Here is a 22,394-nt window from a genome sequence, read left to right on the forward strand (position 1 = left end):
GAATGGTGAATGGTGAATGGTGAATGGTGAATGGCAAAGTCGGCCAGCCCCACCCTGATTGCAAGCGGCTCATATGCCGCCTTGCCCGCCTTCCAGAAAAATCCTTCTATTCACCATTCACCATTCACCATTCACTACCTACTTCTGGCGAACGCCGAAACTCTGGAACCCCGGGCGCATCAGCGGCTTCTTGGAGGACAGCACGCCTGAATTGACGCCGGTCCAGCCGATCTCGCCGGACAGCTTGCCATATTCGATCTTGGGGCAACGGTTCATCACCACCTTGATGCCGGCAGCTTCGGCGCGTGCGGCTGCCTCGTCATGGCGTATGCCAAGCTGCATCCAGATGACCTTCGGCAGCGGATCGAGCCGCAATACCTCGTCGACAATGCCCGGCACGGCAGAGGAAGCGCGAAACACGTCGATCATGTCGACAGGTCCCGGAACGTCGGCGAGCCTGGCGTAGGTCATCTGGCCGAGGATCTCCTTGCCGGCCTGGCCGGGATTGATCGGGAACACCGAAAACCCCTTGCCGAGCAGATATTTCAGCACGAAATAGCTCGGCCGCACGTCATTGGCCGACGCGCCGACCATGGCGATGGTCTTCACCGAATTGAGGATGCCGGCGATATAGGCGTTGTCGTAGGCGTCGTGGTTCATGCCTCGTCCTCATACAGCGCTTCGGCGAGAAAACCATCTGGATCATTGCAAAAATTGCGCATCATGCGGAAATGGTCGGTATCGCTAAGATCGGTGGGATCGAGCCCGGACCGGCTGATGCGGAACAGCCGCGCGCCGGGACAGGCCATCAGCAGCGGCGAATGCGTCGCCATGATCACTTGCGCCGTGCCGGACTGGTCCATCCGCCGCAGCATCTTGAGAAGTTCGATCTGCCGCGTCGGCGACAAGGCGCTTTCGGGCTCGTCCAGGATGTAAATGCCCTGCCGGCGGCAGCGCTCCTCGAAGAATCTGATGAAGCCCTCGCCATGCGACCAGGACAGGAAGTCGGGCGGCGCCTCATGTACGTCGATAGCAGCCTGATCTAGATAGCGAGCGACCGAATAGAAGGATTCGGCGCGAAAGAACCAGCCAGCGGTGACCTTCGGCAACCAGTGGCCGCGCAACGTTGCCGCCAGCGCGGCGCCGCTCTTATCGATGGCGCGGGAATGGTCGACCGGCATGTAGCCCTTGCCGCCGCCAGCTTCATCGTAGCCGGCCAGCGCGCCGATCGCTTCGAGCAATGTCGATTTGCCGGTGCCGTTCTCGCCGACGATGATGGTGATCGGCGTGGTGAATTCGAGCTCGAATTCGTGGCCGTGAAAGATCGGCAGGTTCCAGGGATATTTTTCCCAATCGACGACCCGGCCGGGCTCGATCAGAATACGCTTGAGATAGGGCGCCTTCAGCCGCGTCAGTTGCTTGCGATGAGCCAGAGGGGACCTCGTCAGGCCGGCAGCGAAATCGATCCGTCTTCCGCGATCGGAAAAGCCGGATTGTGCGCCACCTCCCAGACATGCCCGTCCGCATCGGCGAAATAGCCGTACCAGCCGCCCCAGAAGGCGCGTTGCGCCGGCTTGACGATACGGCCGCCAGCCTTCTCGGCCATCGCCAGCACTTCATCGACTTCGGCGTCGGAGCGGGTGTTGTAGGCAAGGTAGACCGCCGACGGTGCCTTGGAGAAGGTAACGCCCGAATCCTCCTCGGCGCTTGGGCGCGGAAACAAGCCAAGAATGGCGCCGCCCATCTGGAAGAAGGCAACGCCGTCGGTGATCCCGGCATGGCGGGTCAGGCCCATCGCCTCATAAAAGCGCGTGGCGCGGTCGAGATCGTCTGTGGCGATGGTGATGATGGAGATGCGCGGTTCCATATCCGCCTCCTATTCCTCCGGCCATTCCGGCTTGCGCTTGCCGATGAAGGCGCCAATGCCCTCTTCCGCATCGCGCGCCAGCATGTTCTCGACCATGACGCGCCCGGTGTAATCATAGGCCTCGGCCAGCCCCATTTCCGCCTGCTCATAGAAGGCTTCCTTGCCGATCTTGACGACCAAGGAGGATTTGGACGCAATGGTTTGCGCGTATTTGGTGACAATCTGATTCAGATATTCGCGCGGCACGACGCGGTTGACCAAGCCGAATTCCTTAGCGGTTGCCGCATCGATCGTCTCGCCGGTCAAAAGCATCTCCATGGCGTGCTTGCGCGAGACGTTGCGCGACAGCGCCACCATCGGCGTCGAGCAGAACAGTCCGATATTGACGCCAGGCGTGCAGAAGGTCGCCTCGTGCGAGGCGATGGCGAGGTCGCAGCTGGCGACCAGCTGCAATCCGGCCGCCGTCGCCAGGCCGTCGACTTCGGCGATCACCGGCTTGGGATGGCGAACGATCGCCTGCACCAGTGAAGCGCAGGCGGAAAACGTCTTTTCGAAGAAGGCCCTGCCGCGATCGGCATCGGCGCGATGCGTGCTCAACTCCTTGAGGTCGTGCCCGGCGCAGAACACTTTGCCGGCCGCCCCAAGGACGATGACGCGGACGGACTTGTCGGCCTTGGCGCGGTCGAATTCCGTCGTCAGCGCCGCCATCACTGAAAGCGATAGAGCATTGGCCGGCGGATTGGCGAGCGTCAGGCGCAGCACGCCCTTGTCCAGCCGGGCGGCGACCGGCCCTTCGGCAACGGCAGGCTTGATGGCGACGATTTCGGCCATGGGTCATTCCTCCGCGATTCCGGATCGGTGATCGACTAATCTAGTGTGCGGGTCTCGCTTCGTCCAACACTCCGCTTCTGCCATAATGAATGGCTGTTGCCAGAAACCGCACGCTGCGCTCAAACAGGCAGGCGCAAACGAGAGACCGCCATGCCTGCCCAAAGCAATCTCAAGCCGGTGCTGACGGCTGCTGATGTCAACGCGCTTGTGGCGACCGTTTTCCCGCAGCTCAACGACCAGTTCACCTTCTACGAGGCGTTGGAGGTGTTCCCAGGCGGCTGTATCGTGCGGCTGAATGCCGACGAGCGCCATTTGCGTCCCGGCGGCACCGTCTCGGGTTCGGCGCTGTTCACGCTGGCCGACATAGGCGGCTATGTCTGCGTGCTCTCGCATGCCGGGCCGGATGCGCTTTCGGTCACCACCAGTCTCAACATCAATTTTGTCCGCAAGGCCGAGGCCGGGCCGATCGACGGCCATTGCCGCATCCTCAAGCTCGGCAAGAGCCTGATGGTGTTCGATATCGACATCGTCGCCGGCCCGGAGGGACACACGGTAGCGCACGCCACGGGCACCTATTCGATCCCGCCAAGGCCGGAACCGGCCTGATGCTTTCTATTGAGTTTTTCGTTGATGTGTATATATGTGCGCATAGGTGACGTTTGCTTGAGCATGACAGCCGCAAAATCGTGAAGCGTCTCAAGGATGATGGTTTCGAGCTGGTTTCCATACGCGGCTCACATCACAAGTTCCGAAAGGGCGAGATCGTGTTGATCGTTCCGCATCCTGAGAAGGATCTACCAACCGGTACAGCTCGCGCCATCGCCAAGCAAGCGGGCTGGACATAGGCGACCTGAAGCGTCTTGGAGGCTGAGATGAAGAACTATTTCGCGTTGGTCGACAAAGATCCAGACAGTGCGTTCGGTATTCGCTTTCCCGACATTCCCGGCTGCTTTTCAGCCGCGGACGAGGCGGAAGACATCGTACCGAATGCAGTCGAAGCGTTGCAACTGTGGGCGGAGGACATGCCTGTTCCCGAGCCGTCCAGCCACGAGGCGATCGTCGCGCTTGCGGATATACGCAAAGCACTTGCTGAAGGAGGCTATCTGGTCTCGGTACCACTCATCGACAATGACAGCGCCGTTGTGAGGGCGAATGTAACTTTCGAGCGCGGCGTCTTGCGGGCGATCGACGCGGCAGCGCGCGACCGAGGCATAACGCGATCGGCATTCCTCTCCAGCGCAGCTCGCAAGGAAATCGAGGCAAAGCACTGAACTTACCTACACAGGGCCAAAAATCGCGATGTGGTAAAATCATACCTTCAACTCAAACCCTTGTTTTCATTTAAGTTTATCTTCAGGCAATCATTTCATGCGCCTTGACGCGATAACCACCCTCCCCTATAAGCCGTGACGAAGCAGCGGCCCGCAAAGGCCGCCGTTTTGTTATTGGCGACGGCAAGTGCCTTTCGCCAATCCAAGCAACAAGAAACGCCTTCTTTTGAAGGTCCGAACCGAAAGCAACAATCCATGGCAACCTTTTCGCAGAAACCTGCGGATGTGGTGAAGAAGTGGGTGCTGATCGACGCCGAGGGTCTCGTCGTCGGCCGTCTCGCCACTGTCATCGCCAATCATCTTCGCGGCAAGCACAAGCCCACCTTCACCCCGCATGTCGACGACGGCGACAACGTCATCGTCATCAATGCCGACAAGGTGGTGTTCACCGGCAAGAAGTTCACCGACAAGGTCTATTACTGGCACACCGGCCACCCCGGCGGCGTCAAGGAGCGCACCGCGCGCCAGCTGCTCGAGGGTCGTTTCCCCGAGCGTGTCGTCGAGAAGGCCGTCGAACGCATGATCCCGCGTGGCCCACTCGGCCGTCGCCAGATGAAGAATCTCCGCGTCTATGCAGGCACGGAACATCCGCATGTCGCCCAGCAGCCCGTCGTCCTCGACGTGGCCAAGCTGAACGCCAAGAACAAGAAGGTTTCGTAAGATGGCTGAGCTTTCCTCGCTCGCAGAACTCGGAACTGCAACCGGCAACACCAACGCCCAGCCGGCAGCACCCGTCCATGTCCAGAAGCTCGACAAATCGGGCCGCGCCTATGCCACCGGCAAGCGCAAGAACGCCATCGCCCGTGTCTGGGTGAAGCCCGGCTCCGGCAAGATCGTCGTCAACGACAAGGTGTTCGCCGAATATTTCGCGCGCCCGGTCCTGCAGATGATCCTCAACCAGCCGATCATCGCTGCCAACCGCGCCGGCCAGTACGACATCGTTGCCACCGTCATCGGCGGCGGCCTTTCCGGCCAGGCCGGTGCCGTGCGCCACGGCATCTCTAAGGCGCTGACCTATTACGAGCCGGCGCTGCGCGCCGTGCTCAAGAAGGGCGGCTTCCTGACCCGCGACAGCCGCGTCGTCGAGCGCAAGAAATACGGCAAGGCGAAGGCCCGCCGGAGCTTCCAGTTCTCCAAGCGCTAAGCGCTGCGCAATTACACGCTATCGAAAGGCCGCCTCCGGGCGGCCTTTTCTTTTCATACAGGGGCATCACCCCACCCGCGCCTGCGGCGCGGTTCATGCCTGGCGCAGAGCTCAGGTCCGGCTGTCCTTGATGAAGTCGATGAACGCCCGCAGCGGCGCCGGCACGAGGCGCCGGCCGGGATAGTAAAGGAACGGCCCGGAGAAGCTCTGCCACCACGGTTCAAGCACCGGTTCGAGCGCCCCGCTCTCGAAGTGAGGGCGTAGCCAATCCTCGAAGATGCTGACGATGCCTGTGCCGGCGATGGCTGCATCGACCTTGAGGTCGGTCGCCCCGCCCAGTGTCACGAGAAGCGGCCCACTTGGGTCGACCCGCACCACCTCGCCGTCGCGCTCGAATTCCCACGGCGGCATCGCACGGCTGGCAAAGCGGCCGCGCAGGCAGGCGTGGCCGAGCAGGTCGCGCGGGTGCTGCGGGCGGCCGTGACGATCCAGGTAGGCAGGGCTGGCGGCGGTGGCGAAGCGCTGCACGCGCGGCCCGATCGGCACGGCGATCATGTCCTGCTCCAGCCGCTCCTCATAGCGAATGCCGGCGTCGCAGCCAGCCGCCAGCACATCGACGAAACTCTCCTCTGAGATCACCTCCAGCCGGATACCGGGATAGGCGGCGAGAAAAGGCGGAACGATACTGGGCAGGACCAGTCGCGCGGCGCTGACCGGCACGTTGAGGCGCAGCGTACCCGCCGGCCTGTCGCGAAAGCCGTTCACCACGTCCAGGGCCGACTCCACCTCGCTCAAGGCAGGACCGAGCCGCGCCAGCAGGCCTTCCCCGGCTTCCGTCAGGACAACGCTACGGGTCGTCCGGTTGAGCAGCCTGACACCGAGCTGCGTCTCCAGGCGCCGCACCGCCTCGCTCAAGCCGGACGCACTGCCGCCGCTGGCGCGTGCCGCATCCCGAAAACCTTTGGCGCGCGCTACGGCCACGAAGGCGTTCAGATCCCCGAGATCAATCTGCATTGTTCGTCATTCCGCACAGCCCGTGCGAATTGTACCCAATTATCATGAGATCGGACAACGTCTATCTGTGCACCGTTCCTGAAGGAGAAAGACCATGTCCAGCGTCGACCAGTCCGGCATATTCATCCTCGGCGACCGCAAAGTGAGACGGCTCGGCTACGGCGCCATGCAGCTCGCAGGGCCAGGCGTCTTCGGCCCACCAAAAGACCACGACACGGCATTGGCCGTGCTGCGCGAGGCCGTCGCGCAAGGCGTCAATCACATCGCACCAGCGACTTCTATGGCCCGCACGTGACCAACCTGTTGATCCGCGAAGCGCTCGCACCCTATCCCGACGACCTCGTTATCGTCACCAAGATCGGCGCCCGACGCGGCCAGGGCGGATCGTGGTTGCCGGCCTTCTCGGCCCAAGAACTCACCCAGGCGGTGCACGACAATCTGCACAATCTCGGGCTCGACGTGCTGGAGGTGGTCAACCTTCGGATCATGTTCGACGCGCATGGCCCCGCCGAAGGGTCGATCGAGGCGCCGCTTGCGACGCTCGCCGGGCTTCAGCGACAGGGCCTCGTGCATCATATCGGGCTCAGCAACGTCACCGCTGCGCAGATCGCCGAAGGCCGCAGGATTTGCAAGATCGTCTGCGTGCAGAACCAGTACAATCTGGCGCGTCGGGGCGACGATGCCTTGATCGACGATCTGGCCCGCGACGGCATCGCCTATGTGCCGTTCTTCCCGCTTGGCGGCTTCAACCCGTTGCAGTCGTCGACCTTGTCCAAGGTCGCGGCACGCCTCGGCGCCACGCCCATGCAGGTCGCGCTCGCCTGGCTGCTTCGCCGCGCGCCCAACATTCTTCTGATCCCCGGCACGTCTTCCGTCGCGCATCTCAGGGAGAACCTCGCCGCGGGCGATCTCGCGTTGCCCGAAGATGCGCTCGAGGAATTGGACAGTATTGCCGGCAATGTCCCCGCTCACGCGTAGCGCGGCAGTCGCTCTGGTTCGTGCCTGGAGTTAGTTGATGCTGGCCGTATTGGCCGGCTCGGCAGGTCGCTTCTCACCGGCATAGGGCACGCGAAAACCGTTCGCCGCCAGCCAACCGATCGCGGCCTTCGGTTCGTCGGTCTGGATGATGGTCGCGCCGCGCTCGACCCAGAAGCCGTAGGTCTCGCGCGGCAGGCTGGCCGCGACCGCCAGCTCGTCGCCGCGGCCGCCGGCGAGGAAGCCACCCGGCTTGTTGACGATGGCGTAGGTGTCGGCCCAGATGTGCCAGTCGCCCCTCACCGCCAGCGCGCGCATGTGCGGGCTGAACAGCGGACCGCCGGTCTCGGTCAGCGTCTCTGATCCTGCGCGCCAGTTGATCATCTCGACCGCGCGCACCGGGAAGGCCCGGCTGATTTTTTCAGCAAACATGGCGTCGCGAACCGCATCATCGGCGATGATCGGCATGAACTGGAAGCCGCTGCCGATCGCGTCCATGGCAGCCTTGACCGTGGCGATCCGCTCCGCATTCCATAGGTTCTCCTTGACGATCACCTGTTCGGCCATGCCGAGGTCGCGCGCCACCGCGACCATGCCGAGGAGGCTTTCGGTATCGAGCTTGTTGTCGAGATTGATGAGGATCCTGTCCCTGGTCGTCATCAACATCTCGCGCAACGTCGAGACCGTCTCGCCCGTAACGGCGCCGGTGCCTTCGATCACCAACCGGCACGTCTTGAGTTCGGCCAGCGTGCGGTTGACCACCTCACCCTTGCAATTCGTCGTGCGGTCGAGCCAGCTGTCATGCATGACGACGAACTGTCCGTCCTTCGAGCGTCTGATATCGACCTCGACAATTTCGGCGCCCATTGCGATCGACGCCTCGACGGCGGCGATCGAGTTTTCGGGATAGAGCGTCTTGCCGGATTGCATGCCACCAGCACGGTGCGCAGCCACCATCACATGATCGCGCCATTGGTTGGCGTGCTCGAAGCGGTTAAGAATCTGCCTGGCGCGCGTTTCGCCTGCCGATGCATGGCCAAGGGAGACCGCCAGCGCCGCGGAAAGCAGAAGGCTCAGCCAAATCGTTCGCATGAGACAAGTCGTTCGCACGAGAATCGCTCCGTACCGGGATCGCACCCCGGTTAAGCGATGCCCGTGACAGGCAGGTGAACGAAGCCGGCTTGCAAAACGCCGGAAAATCAGCTCAGCGCCGGCCGAAGCAGTCGTCGTCGGCTACTTTCGGTTGCTTGCCAGGCAATCTCCTGGCCAGCCATGCGGATCTCGCCTGGCAAGCAAGAATTTGTGACCGGGCTCGAATGGCCGTGGTTCTCCGAAGGAGTCGCAATTCTGAGAATTATGTCCAATAAGGTTGCGCGTCGACGCACAGGAGATCGCTTTATGCCGCCAAGGACCATAGATCACGCCTTCACTACCCGCTCCAGGACGGGCGCGTCGTTTGAGCCGACCTATGCCGGCGCGCTGTCGTTCATGCGGCGCAAATATTCGAAGGACGTGAAGGGCGCCGATGCAGTGGTGTGGGGCATTCCCTTCGATGCGGCGGTCACCAATCGGCCGGGCGCGCGTTTCGGACCGCAGGCGATTCGCCGCGCCTCGGCCATCCTCGACAACGATCCGCAATATCCGTTTTCGCGCGACCTGTTCGAACAGCTTGCTGTGATCGACTTTGGCGATTGCCTGCTCGACAGCGGCAATCACCAGAAGACGCCTGCTACAATCGAGCGCGAAGCGGCGAAGATCCTGAAATCCGGCGCCTTCCTGCTATCGCTCGGCGGCGACCATTTCGTCACCTGGCCGCTGCTCAAGGCGCATGCCGCCATCCACGGCCCGCTGGCCCTGGTACAGTTCGACGCACATCAGGACACCTGGCCCGACGACGGCAAGCGCATCGATCACGGCTCCTTCGTCGGCCGTGCGGTCAAGGAGGGCATCATCGACCCCGACCGGTCGATCCAGATCGGCATCCGCACTCATGCGCCTGACACGTTCGGCATCAAGATCCTGTATGGCCATGAAGTGGAGGAAATGCGGGCGTCCGACATCGCCTATGCCATCGTCGACCGTACCGGCGGCAAGAAGACCTATGTCACTTTCGACATCGATTGCCTGGACCCGGCCTTTGCGCCCGGCACCGGAACGCCGGTCGCGGGAGGCCCGTCTTCGGCAAAGATCCTGTCGGTGCTGCGCCAGATCAACCAGGTCGATATCGTCGGCGCCGACGTCGTCGAGGTTGCGCCAGCCTATGATCACGCCGATATAACGGCAATTGCCGGCTCGATGGTGGCCATGCACTATCTCGGGCTGCTGGCGGAACGAAAGGCCCGGCTCGAGGAAATGAACCAGGGCAATCACAGCGTTGCCGGATTGAATCAGGCAAGCGGCATATAGCTTTGAGACAACAGGAATTCAGGCAGGCAATGAAACCGAAAATCTTCATCGACGGCGAGCACGGCACCACCGGCCTGCAGATCAGGGCGCTGCTTGCCGAGCGCGGCGACCTGGAAATCATCTCCATCCCGACCGAGCGCCGCAAGGAAACGGCAGCGCGCGCCGAGTTCCTCAATGCCGCCGATGTCGCGATCCTCTGCCTACCGGACGCGGCCGCCAAGGAAAGCGTTTCGCTGATCGCCAATGACATCACCAAGGTGATCGACGCCTCGACGGCGCATCGCGTTGCCGAAGGCTGGGAATATGGTTTCGCCGAAATGGACAAGGACCAGGCGAGGAAGATCGCTTCGGCGAAGCGCGTCGCCAATCCGGGCTGCTGGCCGCAAGGACCAATCGCGACGCTGCGGCCGCTGGTTGCGGCGGGGCTGTTGCCGGCCGATTTTCCGGTCACCGTCAACGGCATTTCCGGCTATTCCGGCGGCGGCCGGCCGATGATCGAGGATTATGTCGCCAAGGGCGAGGATGCGCCGGAATTCCTGCCCTACGGGCTGACGCTCCAGCACAAGCACGTGCCTGAGCTCAGGACCTATGCCAGGCTTTCGCACGATCCGATCATGCAGCCGGCGGTCGGCAATTTCGCGCAAGGCATGATCACGGTGGTGCCGCTGCAACTCGGCGGCCTCGGCCATGTGCCGACCGGCGCCGAGCTTCACGCGGCGATCGCCGATCATTTCGCTTCCATCGATGGCGGCGTGGTCGAGGTGGCGCCGTATCTGCATCAGGAACGCATGCCTGACATCGATCCGGAGATCTACAACGGCACCAACAGGATGAAGCTCTACGTCTTCGCCAATGACGATCGAGCGCAGGCGCTGCTGCTTGCCGTCTACGACAATCTCGGCAAAGGCGCCTCGGGTGCCGCCGTGCAGAACATGGATCTGATGCTCGGCCTCTGAATGGACGTGCCGGCATTTCCGAAGCGCTGGAAGGTCGGCGCGCCCGAACCCGTCGCCGAAACGTTCAGTAGCCGCATCTGGAAGGTTGCTCGCGAGGACGGCTCACCGGCAATCGTCAAGGACCTAAAGCCTTTCGACGATGTCGAGGACGAGTTGCGTGGCGAGCATTTCCTCGCCTGGCGACGCGGCGAAGGCGCGGTGCGGCTGCTCGGCAGCGACGGCCACCGCATGCTGCTCGAATACGCTGGCGAAACCTCGCTGTCACAGATCATTGCGGATCAGGACGACAATGGCGCCACCGCAATCGCGGCGGAGGTGATGGCTAAGCTGCACTCGCCTTCGACGCACCCTGCCCCGCCGGACCTTCAGCCGCTGCGGACACGGTTTTCCAGCCTGTTCAAAAAGACGAAGGCCGATCGCGCCGCCGGCGAAAGGAGCCTGTATGTCGAAGCTGCCGAAATCGCGGAACAGCTGTTGTCCAATCCGCATGACGCCCGGCCGCTGCATGGCGACCTGCATCACGACAACATCATGCACGGTCCACGTGGCTGGCTGGCGATCGATCCGAAGGGCGTTTTCGGCGACCCGGGCTTCGATGCCGCCAACATGTTCTACAACCCACTCGACCGAGACGATCTTTGCCTCGATCCGCGGCGGATCGCCCATATGGCACAAGTCTTTGCCGCAACGCTCGGCCAGACGGCGCCCGCCATACTGGACCACGCCATTGCCTATGGCTGCCTGTCGGCTGCATGGCACCAAGAAGATCGAAATGCGGTCGAGGAAAACCGCGAGCTGGCGATTGCCGCGGCAATCCAGCGAGTGCGGCTCAGCCTCTGAGAGCAATCTCGTGGGGCAGCGGGTAAGCGCCCTTGGTACCGCGCCAATGCGCGGCGGCGAAGCCCAGCAGAACCAGCGCGAATGCCTGATGCGTCAAGGCCATGTGCAGCGGCACCTGCATCAATAGGGTGCCGATGCCGATCGACGCCTGCACCACGACAATCAGGAACAGCAGCGTCGCGCGTCGGGCATGCGTCGTGCCCGGCAGACGCCGGCGTGTCGCGATCATGTGCCAAAGCGCGACCGCGAAGATCGTGTAGGCGCCGACCCGGTGGACGAACTGCACCGTCTTCGGGTTTTCGAAGAAATTGCGCCATGCCGGCTCGAGCAGCAGCAGGTCGCCGGGGAGCAGCTTGCCGTCCATCAGCGGCCAGGTGTTGTAGCTCAAGCCGGCGTCTAGCCCTGCGACCAGCCCGCCGAGATAGATCTGGACCAGCGCCAGCAGCACCAGGAAGCCGGCCAGCCGTTGCGTCGAGCGGTCGGCGGCAGGTTCCGAGTGCGGCGCCAGCCCACGCGCGACCACCATGGTCGCCGTGAAGATTAGCGCCGCCAGCGTCAGATGCGTCGCCAGCCGATATTGGCTGACCGAAACCCGGTCAACCAACCCGGACGCCACCATCCACCAGCCTATCGCGCCCTGCAGCCCGCCGAGCAGGAGAATGCCCGACAATTTCGTGCCGAGGCCGCGCTCGATGCGGCGCGTCGCCCAGAAGAACAGCAACGGCAGGGCGAAGACCACGCCGACACTACGCGCCAGGATGCGGTGCACCCATTCCCACCAGAAGATCGATTTGAACGCCTCGATGCTCATGCCCTTGTTGAGTTCGGCATATTGCGGGATCTGTTGGTAACGCAGGAATTCCTCCTGCCACTCGGCATCATTGAGCGGCGGGATGACGCCGTGTATCGGCTGCCATTCGGTGATCGACAGGCCGGAATTGGTGAGCCTTGTAGCGCCGCCGACCAGTACCAGCGCAAACAGCACCAGGAGCACGACATAGAGCCAACCGCGTACCAGCGCGCGGTTGCGAAGGTCGCGATCGCGGGCGGCGAAAGGCGCGGCATCGGATATGGCAGCAGCCATGGCTTTGTCCCGGCAGTTGAAGTCGCGGATTGGTGAACCATCGCAACCCGGCTTGCAAGACCGGACAGCGCGGCACGCCGTCGCGCCGTTTCTGGCGGCTTGCGCGCATCGATTGTTCGGCCTAAGCGATAGCGATCAACGAGATCGCGCCATGCCCATTCGCCTGAAAAAGCTGATCGGAAGCTTCCTGCTGGTAGTGCTGGTCGTCGTCTATGCGCTGGTCGCTTCGATCGTGGCGGTCGCCCAATTGTCGCAGTCAGGGCCGCTGACGCACTTCATCTTCTTCCTGCTCAGCGGGCTTTTGTGGGTGCTGCCGGCAATGGGCATCATCAAATGGCTGATTCTGGAGCCGCGGCCGAAGAGCCGAGGCAACAGTTAGATCGTCACCACCGTCTTGCCGGCATTGGCCAGGGGCGTCGTCACGCCCGACAGCATGGTTCGGATGTGGGCGACGCTCTGATAGCGGCCGTTGACCGAAATGCGCGGCAGGGCATGCAGGAACCCGGCATGCTCGGCGCGGAGTATGCCGTGGCGGGTCGTCACCGCCGAGGCATAGCCGGCATCGCGGACTAGGCCCACTTCGCGGCGGCCGACGGCGCTGGCATAGCCGTAGGGATAGGCGAAATGGCGCGGCTCCTCGCCGAGTTTGGCCCGCAATATGCGCTTGACGTCGCCGATCTCATGCCGCGCGTCGCTCTCGGAAAGCCGCTTCAGATTGCAATGATTGACGCTATGCGCGCCGATCGTCACCAGCGGGTGCGCGGACATGGTGCGGATCTCGTCCCAGTTCATCAGCGTGCTCGGGCGCGGACCGCCCAACTCAATGCCGTTCGAGCGCGCCAGATCGCGCAACACCGCACGCTGGTCCTGCTCGCGCACCTTCAGCGTCAGATGAGCTTGCAGGCGCGCATTGGCCTGGACCTTTTTTCCCGGACTCGAGCAGTCGATCGTCACCGGGCCATCCGGCGTCGTCAGCGTCAGGCGATCGCGCGCATTAACGATGTCCTCGACCACGTCCCACCACAAATCGGCAGCGCCGTCGATCAGTCCCGGCGCGACGTAGATGGTGATCGGCGCGCCGTGCTTCTCCAGCACCGGCAGCGCCTCGGTCATGTTGTCTCGATAGGCGTCGTCGGCGGTGATCGTCGCAAACTGGCCGTCCTTGTCGCCAGCCTCGATGCGCTCGATCGCTTCGTCCAGCGTGACGAAACTGTAGCCGTTCGCCTTCATGTCGGCGATCACGGTGTCGAGAAACCCAGGCGCGATGTTCAAGTGGCGATTGACGCCGTTCGGCTTTTCCGGTGTCGCGGTGACCCGATGCAGCATCAGGATGGCGCCGAGGCCGCCGATAAACGGCTTGGCCAGCGGCGCGAGACCGGAATAGCGGGCGAGATTGAGCGCCAGTTTGCGGATTGCCTCGCCCCCGTCGATCATTCATTCACCTTTTGCGCCTAAGCTCATCAAGCTTGGAATGCGCCTGCGCGAACCCCCAATCGCGACGAATACGCCCTAAGGATTGAGGTATGGTTGACGCCACCGCGTCATTTGACGGCAATCGGCTGGCAAGCAGCGAGGCATCGCCGTGTGCCTTGCCGGCCGGCAAAGCCGGCCTGTCAACCTCGGTCACCGACAGTGCGGCGCTGGCGGCGTACGCCGAATTCTGCCGTTCAGCGCTTTTTGCCCCGGCGCAGAGCGCAGGCTGGATCCTGAACTGGGCCGCACATACCGGCGCCGACGTTGTCGTTGCGACGCTGCGCGCCGATGACAGGCCGGTTTTATCACTGGCGCTGGAGGTCACTCGCAGTGGAGCGTTCCGCGTCGCCCGCTTCATGGGCGGCCGCCATGCCAACGGCAATTTTGCCGCCACCGACCCGCAATGGCTGGCGAATGCCGATAGCGCGGCGATCCGTTCGATGCTGGCCGCGATCGCCAAGTCGCGGCGCGACATCGATCTTGTCGCGCTGGAGCGGCTGCTGCCCGATCTCGACGGCGTTGCCAACCCGCTCTTCGCCTTGCCGCATTTTTCGAGCCCCAATCTGTCGCTGGCCGCCAGTCTTGCAGGAGGGTTTGATGCACTGCTCACCCGCGTGAGCGGCAAGCGCAGGCGCAAGAAGCATCGCTCGCAGGCGCGCAAGTTCGAGGCCGTCGGCAGCTGTCGTCGCATCGAGGCGAAGACTGCGGACGAGGTGAACAGGCTGCTCGACGCCTTTTTCGAGATGAAGGAATTCCGCTTCCGCAAGATGGGCATCGGCAATGTTTTCGGTGAGGCGGAGGTGCGCGCTTTTTTCCGCTCGCTGTTTACCGACGCGCGTCAAGAGGAAGATCCGTCCTTTGTCCTGCATGGGCTGGAAGTCGCCGGCAAGCTTCGTGCTGTCACCGGATCGAGCCGCTCGGGCAAGCGGCTGATCTGCGAATTCGGGGCCATCGCCGAGGACGACCTCGCACACACCAGCCCGGGCGACTTCCTGTTCTTCGAGAACATCCAGGAAGCCTGCGAGGCGGGTTTCGAAATCTATGATTTCTCGGTCGGTGACGAACCCTACAAGCGATTGTGGTGCGATGTCGAAACGCAGCATTTCGAGGTGCTGGTTCCGCTGACGCCGAAGGGTCGGGGGCTGGCGCTTGTGCTCAGGCATGGCGCGCGCGCGAAGGCCTTCATCAAGCACAGGCCGACAGTCTGGAAGCTGACCAAGCTGCTGCGCCGCAAGGCCGCGGGGCAGACAGTGCCGGTCGCGGGCGAAGACGACAGCTGATTTCGATTTGAGAAAACTGCCTCAAGCGGCCGAGCGCCGCCCCGGCATTGGCCCCGGCGCGACATGGCCGATCGGCGTGACCAGCGTCAGGTCGGGATAGCCGCTCTCGATGAGCGCGACCGCGGCCTGCGTCACCTCGTCGTCCGGCTCCAGCATGGAGAGCAAGACCTCGGTGCCCTCGCCCACCAGGCGGCTGATGCCTTGCGCGTCGGCCGGTCCGCATTCGACCACGACCAGATCATAGGCGGTGGTCAGCGACTGCATGATGATCGGCAGCCGGTCGGCGGCGCGCATGGCGCGGACCGGATCGGCTGTGCCGACGGGAATAACGTGGCAGTCCGAATAGAGGTCGGGGTGGATCACATCGCTGAACTGCGCTTGCGAGGCGAGCAGATCGGTGATGCCCGGAAACAGCCCGCTGTCCAGCATCGGCCGCGAGGCGGCACCCGAAGCGGTGAGATCAAGCAGCAGCACGCGTAGCCCGGCGTCGGAAACTGCGCGCGCCACCAGCACCGCCGAGGCGGCCGCCTCGTCGCCTTCTGGCGACACGAATATGGCGCGGGCGGCACCGGTGGCGATCAGTTTTTCCGCGGCCTTGTCGATATCGACCTCGCCGAGGATAGAACGTGCCGGTTCAATGTTTCCTGCAGCCATTTCAGAGTACTCCGGTTCGATTTTCTCGGCAGCCGCTTCCGCCACCGCAGAGGGTTCCGGCTCCACTTTGGTTTCGATAATCTTGTCGTCGTCGGTCTCATCAATTTCGACGACTGCCGGTTCGGGCCGGGCAACCGGCGGGTCGGGCTCGGCCATTACGCGTTCGGCCTGGACAGCCGGCATCGCAACCTGCTCGATGCGCTCGAAATGGGCACCGGCGGCCGGACGCATGGCGCGGCCGGAAAACAGTTCCCGCAGCAGCGTGACGATCGCCATGATGAGCAACGAGCCGACAAAGGCCGCACTGACAATCGGACCAATCTTGGGGAAATAGGGTTCGGTCGGCACCTGGGCCTCCGAAAATACGCGAGCGTCGACGGGCAGGTAGTTGCGATCCTTGCGTGCGGCCGCCTGGAGATAGCTGGACGAATAGAGATCGAGTTGCTGGCGCTTGGTCGCGGCATCACGCTGCAGCGCATCGAGTTCCACCTGCTCTTCGCCGGCGCGGGCGGACGCCGCCTTCAGCGTGTTGACGTCGGCCATGAGTTGAGCCTCTCGCGCCTTCGCCGTCTCGGCCTGCGCCATCAGACCCCTCATGATCTTTTCCGCTTCGTTGCGGATCTGGCGGTCGAGATCAGCGAGCTGCGACTTCAGCGCGCGGATGCGCGGATGATTGTCTAGCAATGTAGTGGAAAGGTCGGCGATGTTGTTCTTGAGTTCGACTTGCCGCTCGCGCAGGCGCTGGATCAGGTCGGAAGACAACACCTCCGGAACGGCATCCAGCGAGCCGCCATTGCGCAACGCCCTGCGCACACTGTCGGCGGTCGCTTCCGCTGAAGCGCGGTTGGCGCGGACCCGCGACAGTTCGCTCGACAATTCGGACAGCTGCTGGGTGGCAAGCACCGAATTGTTGCCGCCCATCAAAAGATCGGACTGGGCACGGAATGCGGCAACCTTGGCTTCCGCCTCCTTCACCCGGTTCTGCAGATCCGCGATTTCCGGCGCCAGAAAGTCGGTGGCGGCGGAATTCGATTCGAGCTTGGCATTGCCCTTGGAGGCGATATAGGCGTTTGCAATGGCGTTCGGAATCGCGGCGGCAAGCTTTGGATCCTCTGACGAGAACTCGATTGCGATCGCGCGGGTTTTTTCAACGCCATAGACGTTGAGCTTCTCATGCATTGCGTCCAGCACGCGCTCTTCCAGCGGAATCTCGAACGGATCGCTTTTCAAGCCAACGAGGACAAGGGTGCGGCTCAGCGCCGACATCTTCAGCGCCTCGTCGAATTCGGGCAATTTCGCCAGGTTGAGCTTCGCCGCCACCTGTTTGAGGATGTCAGGGGACGAAATTATCTGAACCTCGGTGGCCACAGCCTCTTCGTCGGGAATCGACCGCTCGTTGCCGTTGGTACCGGCTGGCCGCGTGAACTCCGATTCTCGAGGCCCGATTTCCAGCTTGGCTGCCGCCTTGTATTCGGGCGTTGCAAGCCAGGCGAACGCAAAGGCCAGGCCGGTTACCACCAGCGCGACGACAACGATGCGCAGCCAGTTTCGCGCCAGGCTGGCGAAAAGCTGCCTGAGATCGACGTCGACATCTGCGGCCGCGGATTGAACGGACATGCATCCCTGCTCCGGTACTGAGTCAGCATGCACCGTAAACAACTATGGTAACTCAGCCGTTAATATCGCGATAAGAACCTGTTAGGCTCTACTAACAAGCCGCAAACAAGAGGCTGAAAACCATCTGCATTTGCCAATCCGGCCCGCATCGGCCGCGCGCCTTTACCGGCCATTAACCCTAACAGGATGATAACCGAGCTCGATCGTTAAGGTTTGCCGCAGAGTCGCCGGCTATTCAAAGGTACGTGTCCGCTCATGAAAAGCACTGCTCCCCTTTTCCGCGCGCTGCTTGCCGTATCTATGCTTTCGGGCTGCTCCAGCTACCGGCCGACGCCGGCCGCATTCCATGAAGTGCTCGACCAGCCCTATCGCCTCGGTGCCGGCGACCGCGTCCGCGTCACCGTGTTCGAGCAGGAAGGATTGACGAACACCTACAGCGTCGACCAGTCCGGCTATCTCTCGCTGCCGCTCGTCGGCAACGTGCCGGCGCGCGGCCATACCGCCCAGCAGCTTGAGGGCGAGATCGCCGAGAAACTCCGCCAGGGCTATTTGCGGGATCCCGACGTTTCAGTCGAAATCGATCGCTACCGACCGATCTTCGTCATGGGTGAAGTGGGCGCGGCGGGCCAGTATTCCTACGTTCCGGGCCTGACCGTGCAGAAAGCCGTCGCAATCGCCGGCGGGTTCACGCCGCGCGCCAACCAGGAAAGCGTCGACATTACCCGCGACATCAACGGCAAAGTGATAACCGGACGCGTGGTGACCTCCGACCCGCTGTTGCCCGGGGATACAGTCTACGTTCGCGAACGCCTGTTTTGACGTGCTGACCAAGTGGCGGACACACTCAGGATCGTCCACTGCTTTCGCTCACCGGTCGGAGGCATCTTTCGGCATGTGCGCGACCTGACCGAGGCTCAGGTTGCCGCCGGCCATGCCGTCGGCATCGTCTGCGATTCGACGACTGGGGGCGATTTCGAGGAACGGCTGTTCGAACAGATGAAAGACAGCCTGGCGCTCGGCATTCACCGAACGCCGATGCAGCGGCATGTCGGGCCAGGCGATCTCGCCTCGGCCCGGCGCACCTACAGGATCATAAAAGAATTGCGGCCGGACGTGCTGCACGGGCATGGCGCCAAAGGTGGCGCCTATGCCCGTCTGTTCGGCTCATTGTTGCGGGTATCCAGGTCTCGCGTAGCCCGCCTTTATTCGCCGCATGGCGGCTCGCTCCACTATGACGAGACCACCGCCATGGGGAAGCTGTTCTTCGCGCTCGAGCGCTTCATGGCTCGCTTCACCGATTGCCTGTTGTTTGTTTCCGATTATGAGCGGCGGACTTATCGCAGGAAGGTCGGCGAGCCGCCCATTCCGAACGCTCTCGTCCACAACGGCCTGCGCGCCGCCGAGTTCGAGCCGGTGCGGACCGAGCACAATGCGGTTGACCTCCTCTATATCGGCATGATGCGAGACCTCAAAGGCCCGGACATCTTCATCGATGCGCTGGGGATAGCCGCAACGGGGCTCGGCCGCCCATTGAAGGCGCTGATGGTCGGCGATGGCGACGACCTGCCGCGCTATCGCGCCCAGGTGAATCAGCGCGGCCTGGACGTCGGCTTCCTGCCGCCGATGCCAGCCCGGCTCGCCTTCGCGCTGGCCAAGCTGGTCGTCGTTCCCTCGCGTGCGGAAGCCATGCCCTACATCGTTCTGGAAGCACTCGCCGCCGGCAAGCCGATCATCGCGACGTCGGTCGGGGGCATACCGGAAATCTTCGACACCGGCTCGCCTTCCCTGATCCAGCCCGACCCACGCGAACTTGGCGACAAGATAAGCACTGCACTGGCCGATCTCGACGCCTACAAGGGCCTGATGCCCGGCGCCGCCAACCTCAAGGCACGCTTCGGCGCCGATGTAATGGCCGCTGAAATCGAAAAAGCTTATTTCGCCGCGCTCAAACAATAGAGCAACTGGTTCCACTCGGCTGCAAAACGCCCTCGGTGAAAGCGTCTCCAAAGCCATCTGTTGTTTCAAGGGTTTCTTAGCTCTCTTTTGCTATTCACGTGAGGGAAACCTACGGACGCCCCATGAACGAAATCGACCCCGCGCGCCGTTTTTCGCTAGACGCGGTGCGCAAATTCGACGCCCCTGCCGAGAACAACACGGCCGGCGGCATGAACGACGTCGCCCGCCAGGTCGCCTCGCAATACCGGCGCGATACGATGTCGCCGATCATGGTGAGCGGCGTCCTGCGCATGGTGGAATTCGCGCTGCTGTTGGTGTCAGGTCTTGCCGTCTATTTCTATTACGTCGGCTTTTTTAACTATCTTGCCTGGCAATACTCACTGACGATCGCCGCCACCTCGTTCCTCGCGGTCGTTCTGCTCGACGTCACCGACTGCTACCAGATCGTCGCGCTGATGCGGCCGATCGCCAATTTCGGCCGGCTCCTGCTCGTCTGGGCCGGAACCTTCGCCTTGATGGCGCTCACCGCCTTCACCATGAAAATGTCGGAAGACTATTCGCGCCTGCTCTTCGGCACGTGGTTCATCGTCGGTTTCGTGCTGATACTGGGTCTCCGCCTGGTGATGTCGAAGCTGATTCGGCGATGGGCGCGCGACGGGCGGATGGAGCGCCGCGCCGTCATCGTCGGCGGCGGCAAGGCGGCGGAGGTGCTGATCCGCTCGGTCGAAAGGCAGCCCTACAACGACATTCGCATCTGCGGCATCTTCGACGACCGCGGCGACAAGCGGTCGCCGCCGGTTGTCGCCGGTTATCCCAAGCTCGGCACAATTTCCGAACTCATCGAATTTGCCCGCATCGCGCGCATCGACATGCTGATCGTATCGCTGCCGCTGACCGCCGAATCGCGCGTGCTGCAGTTATTGAAGAAGCTGTGGGTGCTGCCGGTCGACATCCGGCTATCGGCGCATTCAAACGCGCTGCAGTTCAGGCCGCGCGCCTATTCCTACATCGGCTCGGTGCCGATGCTCGATATCTTCGACAAGCCGATCAACGACTGGGATTCGGTCGCCAAGCGCGCCTTCGACATTGTCTTTTCGATCATCGGCATCATCGTGTTCTCGCCGGTGATGCTGGCGACCGCAATCGCGGTCAAACTCGACAGCAAGGGGCCGGTGCTGTTCCACCAGAAACGACACGGCTTCAACAACGAGATCATCGAGGTCTACAAGTTCCGGTCGATGTACACCGACAAGGCGGACCCGACGGCGAAGCAGACCGTGACCAAGAACGATCCACGCGTCACCCGCGTCGGCCGCTTCATCCGCAAGACCTCGATCGACGAATTGCCGCAGTTCTTCAATTCGCTGTTCGGTTCGCTGTCGCTGGTCGGGCCGCGCCCGCACGCCATTGCCGCGCAGTCGCACAACCTCCTCTACAATGAAGTGGTCGACGGCTATTTCGCCCGCCACAAAGTCAAGCCCGGTGTGACCGGCTGGGCGCAGATCAATGGCTGGCGCGGCGAGATGGACACCAACGAGAAGATTCGCATGCGGACGGAATACGACCTCTATTACATCGAGAACTGGTCGCTCCTGTTCGACCTCAGAATCCTGTTCCTGACGCCGATCCGTCTGCTCAATACGGAAAACGCGTATTGAGCGCGACGGCCTACGAATTGCCGGCGGCGGCGGTCAACGCCAAGCTGATTGCACTGATTGCGTCGGGGGCGGTTTTCCTCGGCGTCTTCCTGTCCGGCTTCGTCATTGCCGAGCCCGCGCCGTACGACCTCTATATGATCGGGCTGATCGTGGTGTGGCCCTTGTTCGGCATGCGCATACAGCGCGCGGCGGTGCCGCTGCTGGTGCTGCTGGTTATCATGAACATCGGCGGTATGATCTCGATGACGCAGATGTCGGACCTCGCCGGCACGCCGCTCTATCTCGCCGTCTCGCTGTTCCTGGCTCTGACCGCGGTTTTCTTCGCTTCGGTAACGGCCGTCCAGCCCAGTCTCTATCGGGTGATCTTCGTCGCCTACGTGGTGTCGGCAGTGCTGACCTCGCTGGTCGGCATAGCCGGCTATTTCCATGCCTTTCCAGGAGCGGAGATCTTCACCAAATACGACCGCGCCGCCGGCGCCTTCCAGGACCCGAACGTGTTCGGGCCTTTCCTGGTGCTGCCGGGCATCTACCTGCTCTATCTGCTGCTTACCGGCTCGGTCGCGCGCATGCCGCTATTGGCGGTGCCGCTGCTGATCATCACCGCCGGCATCTTCTTTTCCTTTTCGCGTGGCGCCTGGGGCATGTTCGCCGTTTCGGCGATCCTGCTGACCGGTGCCTTGTTCCTGCAGAGCGCCAGCGGCAAGTTTAGGCTGCGCGTCGTCGTCATGACCATCGCCGCCGTCGGACTGCTGGTCATCGCAACGATCGTCATCCTGCAACTGCCGGGCGTCGCGGAGATGTTCTCGAACCGCGCACAGCTCGAACAAAGCTACGACACCGCCCGCCTCGGCCGCTTCGCCCGCTACACGATCGGCTTTCAGATGGCGCTGGAGCATCCGTTCGGCATCGGCCCGCTCGTCTTCGGCAAGATGTTCGGCGAGGACACGCACGACATCTGGCTGAAGATGCTGATGGATTACGGCTGGCTCGGCTTCGTGTCGTTCCTGACGCTGACGTGCTGGACGATCGCCGCCGGCTTCCGCATTCTGCTGCGCGACCGGCCCTGGCAGCCTTATCTGCTATGCGCCTATGTCGCGTTCATCGGCAACATCGGGCTCGGCACCTTCATCGACATCGACCACTGGCGCCATGTCTACCTGCTGCTCGGCCTGATCTGGGGTGCCATCGCGCTCGAATACCGCCACCAGTGGCAGTTGCGGGCGGCGCAGCGACCGGCAATCCCCGTTGCTGTTGCTTCAGGCAGGACAGCAACCGAATTCGGTTGACCGGAGCCGGTCTATCACGATA

Annotated in this window: 23 protein-coding genes and 1 pseudogene; 15 read left to right on the top strand and 9 right to left on the bottom strand. The window is 62.6% G+C overall.

Annotated elements, in window-relative coordinates:
• Positions 1 to 138: 138 nt before the first annotated feature.
• Genes RQ479_RS08435 through RQ479_RS08450 form a run of 4 tightly spaced genes read right to left on the bottom strand, consistent with a single transcriptional unit; the run spans position 139 to position 2,698 of the window.
• A complete protein-coding gene (locus tag RQ479_RS08435) occupies positions 139 to 660 on the bottom strand; it encodes a CoA-binding protein (RefSeq protein ID WP_292654186.1) in 522 nt (173 codons plus the stop codon).
• Positions 657 to 1,433, bottom strand: a complete 777-nt coding sequence (locus RQ479_RS08440; protein WP_376705892.1) for an AAA family ATPase — start codon at positions 1,431 to 1,433, stop codon at positions 657 to 659. Before RQ479_RS08440 ends, RQ479_RS08435 begins: the two co-directional genes overlap by 4 nt.
• An 11-nt stretch (positions 1,434 to 1,444) precedes the next feature.
• A complete protein-coding gene (locus tag RQ479_RS08445) occupies positions 1,445 to 1,867 on the bottom strand; it encodes a VOC family protein (RefSeq protein ID WP_376704742.1) in 423 nt (140 codons plus the stop codon).
• Between the two features lie 9 nt (positions 1,868 to 1,876).
• Positions 1,877 to 2,698 (bottom strand): enoyl-CoA hydratase, encoded by an 822-nt coding sequence (locus tag RQ479_RS08450; RefSeq protein ID WP_376704743.1) that lies wholly within the window; start codon positions 2,696 to 2,698, stop codon positions 1,877 to 1,879.
• 150 nt (positions 2,699 to 2,848) lie between these two features.
• Here RQ479_RS08450 and RQ479_RS08455 point away from each other — a divergent pair, with 150 nt between their 5' ends.
• The 5 genes from RQ479_RS08455 (at position 2,849) to rpsI (ending at position 5,173) form a co-directional block, all read left to right on the top strand.
• Complete coding sequence (locus tag RQ479_RS08455) at positions 2,849 to 3,304, top strand: PaaI family thioesterase (RefSeq protein WP_376704744.1); 456 nt, start codon at positions 2,849 to 2,851, stop codon at positions 3,302 to 3,304.
• 53 nt (positions 3,305 to 3,357) lie between these two features.
• Complete coding sequence (locus tag RQ479_RS08460) at positions 3,358 to 3,543, top strand: type II toxin-antitoxin system HicA family toxin (RefSeq protein ID WP_376704745.1); 186 nt, start codon at positions 3,358 to 3,360, stop codon at positions 3,541 to 3,543.
• A 27-nt stretch (positions 3,544 to 3,570) separates the two neighbouring features.
• Complete coding sequence (locus RQ479_RS08465; RefSeq protein ID WP_292654201.1) at positions 3,571 to 3,969, top strand: type II toxin-antitoxin system HicB family antitoxin; 399 nt, start codon at positions 3,571 to 3,573, stop codon at positions 3,967 to 3,969.
• Between the two features lie 255 nt (positions 3,970 to 4,224).
• Positions 4,225 to 4,689, top strand: a complete 465-nt coding sequence (gene rplM / locus RQ479_RS08470; RefSeq protein ID WP_023674645.1) for a 50S ribosomal protein L13 — start codon at positions 4,225 to 4,227, stop codon at positions 4,687 to 4,689.
• A 1-nt stretch (position 4,690) separates the two neighbouring features.
• Complete coding sequence (gene rpsI / locus RQ479_RS08475) at positions 4,691 to 5,173, top strand: 30S ribosomal protein S9 (RefSeq protein ID WP_376704746.1); 483 nt, start codon at positions 4,691 to 4,693, stop codon at positions 5,171 to 5,173.
• Positions 5,174 to 5,284: 111 nt separating this feature from the next.
• Here rpsI and RQ479_RS08480 read toward each other — a convergent pair whose 3' ends face one another.
• Positions 5,285 to 6,187 (bottom strand): LysR family transcriptional regulator, encoded by a 903-nt coding sequence (locus RQ479_RS08480; protein WP_376704747.1) that lies wholly within the window; start codon positions 6,185 to 6,187, stop codon positions 5,285 to 5,287.
• Between the two features lie 94 nt (positions 6,188 to 6,281).
• On the opposite strand from RQ479_RS08480, the pseudogene RQ479_RS08485 reads away from it, so the two are divergent.
• A pseudogene (locus tag RQ479_RS08485) lies at positions 6,282 to 7,165 on the top strand (aldo/keto reductase family oxidoreductase).
• Positions 7,166 to 7,195: 30 nt separating this feature from the next.
• On the opposite strand, the gene RQ479_RS08490 reads toward RQ479_RS08485, so the two are convergent.
• Positions 7,196 to 8,254 (bottom strand): glycerophosphodiester phosphodiesterase family protein, encoded by a 1,059-nt coding sequence (locus RQ479_RS08490; RefSeq protein WP_376704748.1) that lies wholly within the window; start codon positions 8,252 to 8,254, stop codon positions 7,196 to 7,198.
• Positions 8,255 to 8,560: 306 nt separating this feature from the next.
• Between RQ479_RS08490 and speB the strand changes: the two genes are divergently transcribed.
• Genes speB through RQ479_RS08505 form a run of 3 tightly spaced genes read left to right on the top strand, consistent with a single transcriptional unit; the run spans position 8,561 to position 11,364 of the window.
• Positions 8,561 to 9,568: an agmatinase gene (gene speB / locus RQ479_RS08495; protein ID WP_376704749.1), complete on the top strand. Its 1,008-nt coding sequence runs from the start codon at positions 8,561 to 8,563 to the stop codon at positions 9,566 to 9,568.
• Between the two features lie 29 nt (positions 9,569 to 9,597).
• Positions 9,598 to 10,524 (top strand): N-acetyl-gamma-glutamyl-phosphate reductase, encoded by a 927-nt coding sequence (gene argC / locus RQ479_RS08500; RefSeq protein WP_376704750.1) that lies wholly within the window; start codon positions 9,598 to 9,600, stop codon positions 10,522 to 10,524.
• Complete coding sequence (locus tag RQ479_RS08505; protein WP_376704751.1) at positions 10,525 to 11,364, top strand: aminoglycoside phosphotransferase family protein; 840 nt, start codon at positions 10,525 to 10,527, stop codon at positions 11,362 to 11,364. It begins immediately after the preceding gene.
• On the opposite strand, the gene RQ479_RS08510 is transcribed toward RQ479_RS08505, so the two are convergent.
• A complete protein-coding gene (locus RQ479_RS08510; RefSeq protein ID WP_376704752.1) occupies positions 11,354 to 12,448 on the bottom strand; it encodes a COX15/CtaA family protein in 1,095 nt (364 codons plus the stop codon). The two genes, RQ479_RS08505 and RQ479_RS08510, sit on opposite strands and share 11 nt — an antisense overlap.
• Positions 12,449 to 12,599: 151 nt before the next feature.
• Between RQ479_RS08510 and RQ479_RS08515 the strand changes: the two genes are divergently transcribed.
• A complete protein-coding gene (locus RQ479_RS08515) occupies positions 12,600 to 12,827 on the top strand; it encodes a DUF2842 domain-containing protein (RefSeq protein ID WP_376704753.1) in 228 nt (75 codons plus the stop codon).
• On the opposite strand, the gene RQ479_RS08520 is transcribed toward RQ479_RS08515, so the two are convergent.
• Positions 12,824 to 13,882 carry a polysaccharide deacetylase family protein gene (locus tag RQ479_RS08520; RefSeq protein WP_376704754.1) on the bottom strand — a complete coding sequence of 353 codons (1,059 nt, stop codon included), beginning with the start codon at positions 13,880 to 13,882 and terminating at the stop codon, positions 12,824 to 12,826. The genes RQ479_RS08515 and RQ479_RS08520 overlap by 4 nt on opposite strands.
• Before the next feature lie 89 nt (positions 13,883 to 13,971).
• Between RQ479_RS08520 and RQ479_RS08525 the strand changes: the two genes are divergently transcribed.
• Complete coding sequence (locus RQ479_RS08525) at positions 13,972 to 15,201, top strand: GNAT family N-acetyltransferase (protein WP_376704755.1); 1,230 nt, start codon at positions 13,972 to 13,974, stop codon at positions 15,199 to 15,201.
• Between the two features lie 21 nt (positions 15,202 to 15,222).
• Here RQ479_RS08525 and RQ479_RS08530 read toward each other — a convergent pair whose 3' ends face one another.
• A complete protein-coding gene (locus RQ479_RS08530) occupies positions 15,223 to 17,472 on the bottom strand; it encodes a GumC family protein (RefSeq protein WP_376704756.1) in 2,250 nt (749 codons plus the stop codon).
• Positions 17,473 to 17,727: 255 nt separating this feature from the next.
• Between RQ479_RS08530 and RQ479_RS08535 the strand changes: the two genes are divergently transcribed.
• From RQ479_RS08535 to RQ479_RS08550, 4 genes are all read left to right on the top strand, one after another.
• Positions 17,728 to 18,291 (top strand): polysaccharide biosynthesis/export family protein, encoded by a 564-nt coding sequence (locus RQ479_RS08535; protein WP_254817578.1) that lies wholly within the window; start codon positions 17,728 to 17,730, stop codon positions 18,289 to 18,291.
• Between the two features lie 12 nt (positions 18,292 to 18,303).
• Positions 18,304 to 19,428 carry a glycosyltransferase gene (locus RQ479_RS08540; protein WP_352465560.1) on the top strand — a complete coding sequence of 375 codons (1,125 nt, stop codon included), beginning with the start codon at positions 18,304 to 18,306 and terminating at the stop codon, positions 19,426 to 19,428.
• A 122-nt stretch (positions 19,429 to 19,550) separates the two neighbouring features.
• Positions 19,551 to 21,086: an undecaprenyl-phosphate glucose phosphotransferase gene (locus RQ479_RS08545; protein ID WP_352465559.1), complete on the top strand. Its 1,536-nt coding sequence runs from the start codon at positions 19,551 to 19,553 to the stop codon at positions 21,084 to 21,086.
• Complete coding sequence (locus RQ479_RS08550) at positions 21,083 to 22,372, top strand: O-antigen ligase family protein (RefSeq protein WP_376704757.1); 1,290 nt, start codon at positions 21,083 to 21,085, stop codon at positions 22,370 to 22,372. Before RQ479_RS08545 ends, RQ479_RS08550 begins: the two co-directional genes overlap by 4 nt.
• Positions 22,373 to 22,394: the final 22 nt, after the last annotated feature.

This window comes from Mesorhizobium sp. ISC25, assembly GCF_042295465.1.
Classification (GTDB): Bacteria; Pseudomonadota; Alphaproteobacteria; order Rhizobiales; family Rhizobiaceae; genus Mesorhizobium.

Coding starts and splice junctions, on each gene's coding strand:
- RQ479_RS08435 (WP_292654186.1), bottom strand. CDS start 660: ATGAACCACGACGCCTACGACAACGCCTATATCGCCGGCATCCTCAAT.
- RQ479_RS08445 (WP_376704742.1), bottom strand. CDS start 1,867: ATGGAACCGCGCATCTCCATCATCACCATCGCCACAGACGATCTCGAC.
- RQ479_RS08450 (WP_376704743.1), bottom strand. CDS start 2,698: ATGGCCGAAATCGTCGCCATCAAGCCTGCCGTTGCCGAAGGGCCGGTC.
- RQ479_RS08455 (WP_376704744.1), top strand. CDS start 2,849: ATGCCTGCCCAAAGCAATCTCAAGCCGGTGCTGACGGCTGCTGATGTC.
- RQ479_RS08465 (WP_292654201.1), top strand. CDS start 3,571: ATGAAGAACTATTTCGCGTTGGTCGACAAAGATCCAGACAGTGCGTTC.
- rplM (WP_023674645.1), top strand. CDS start 4,225: ATGGCAACCTTTTCGCAGAAACCTGCGGATGTGGTGAAGAAGTGGGTG.
- rpsI (WP_376704746.1), top strand. CDS start 4,691: ATGGCTGAGCTTTCCTCGCTCGCAGAACTCGGAACTGCAACCGGCAAC.
- RQ479_RS08480 (WP_376704747.1), bottom strand. CDS start 6,187: ATGCAGATTGATCTCGGGGATCTGAACGCCTTCGTGGCCGTAGCGCGC.
- RQ479_RS08490 (WP_376704748.1), bottom strand. CDS start 8,254: ATGCGAACGATTTGGCTGAGCCTTCTGCTTTCCGCGGCGCTGGCGGTC.
- speB (WP_376704749.1), top strand. CDS start 8,561: ATGCCGCCAAGGACCATAGATCACGCCTTCACTACCCGCTCCAGGACG.
- argC (WP_376704750.1), top strand. CDS start 9,598: ATGAAACCGAAAATCTTCATCGACGGCGAGCACGGCACCACCGGCCTG.
- RQ479_RS08505 (WP_376704751.1), top strand. CDS start 10,525: ATGGACGTGCCGGCATTTCCGAAGCGCTGGAAGGTCGGCGCGCCCGAA.
- RQ479_RS08510 (WP_376704752.1), bottom strand. CDS start 12,448: ATGGCTGCTGCCATATCCGATGCCGCGCCTTTCGCCGCCCGCGATCGC.
- RQ479_RS08515 (WP_376704753.1), top strand. CDS start 12,600: ATGCCCATTCGCCTGAAAAAGCTGATCGGAAGCTTCCTGCTGGTAGTG.
- RQ479_RS08520 (WP_376704754.1), bottom strand. CDS start 13,882: ATGATCGACGGGGGCGAGGCAATCCGCAAACTGGCGCTCAATCTCGCC.
- RQ479_RS08525 (WP_376704755.1), top strand. CDS start 13,972: ATGGTTGACGCCACCGCGTCATTTGACGGCAATCGGCTGGCAAGCAGC.
- RQ479_RS08530 (WP_376704756.1), bottom strand. CDS start 17,472: ATGTCCGTTCAATCCGCGGCCGCAGATGTCGACGTCGATCTCAGGCAG.
- RQ479_RS08535 (WP_254817578.1), top strand. CDS start 17,728: ATGAAAAGCACTGCTCCCCTTTTCCGCGCGCTGCTTGCCGTATCTATG.
- RQ479_RS08545 (WP_352465559.1), top strand. CDS start 19,551: ATGAACGAAATCGACCCCGCGCGCCGTTTTTCGCTAGACGCGGTGCGC.